Below are 325 nucleotides of genomic sequence, written 5' to 3' on the forward strand. Positions count from 1 at the left end.
AAAAATCTCAAAAAGTAGTTATTTAGGAGGTAACTAAAATGGAAAAGTTAATGGTATTAAATGAAGAAAAATTGAGTTATGTAATTGGTGGAGGAAATCCTAAAGTAGCACATTGTGCTAGTCAAATTGGTAGATCAACGGCTTGGGGTGCAGTTAGCGGTGCAGCTACTGGAACTGCAGTTGGTCAGGCAGTTGGTGCATTGGGTGGTGCTCTTTTCGGTGGGAGTATGGGCGTTATCAAAGGCTCAGCAGCATGTGTAAGTTATTTAACGCGTCATAGACATCATTAATTGTTTTTGAGTAAAATGTGAAAGGCAAAAAATAT

1 protein-coding gene is annotated in these 325 nt (G+C 38.5%); it reads left to right on the forward strand.

Annotated features, from left to right (window positions below; translation table 11 throughout):
* The first annotated feature begins 38 nt into the window (after positions 1-38).
* Entirely contained in the window at positions 39-290 is a 252-nt protein-coding gene (locus EIZ58_RS32910) for a bacteriocin class II family protein (protein ID WP_003549751.1), read from the forward strand.
* Positions 291-325 lie beyond the last annotated feature (35 nt).

It is taken from the genome of Ammoniphilus sp. YIM 78166, from assembly GCF_004522215.1.
Lineage (GTDB): Bacteria > Bacillota > Bacilli > Aneurinibacillales > RAOX-1 > YIM-78166.

What these genes read in the sequence shown, in the direction of transcription:
- EIZ58_RS32910 (WP_003549751.1), top strand. Translation starts at nt 39, where the DNA reads ATGGAAAAGTTAATGGTATTAAATGAAGAAAAATTGAGTTATGTAATT.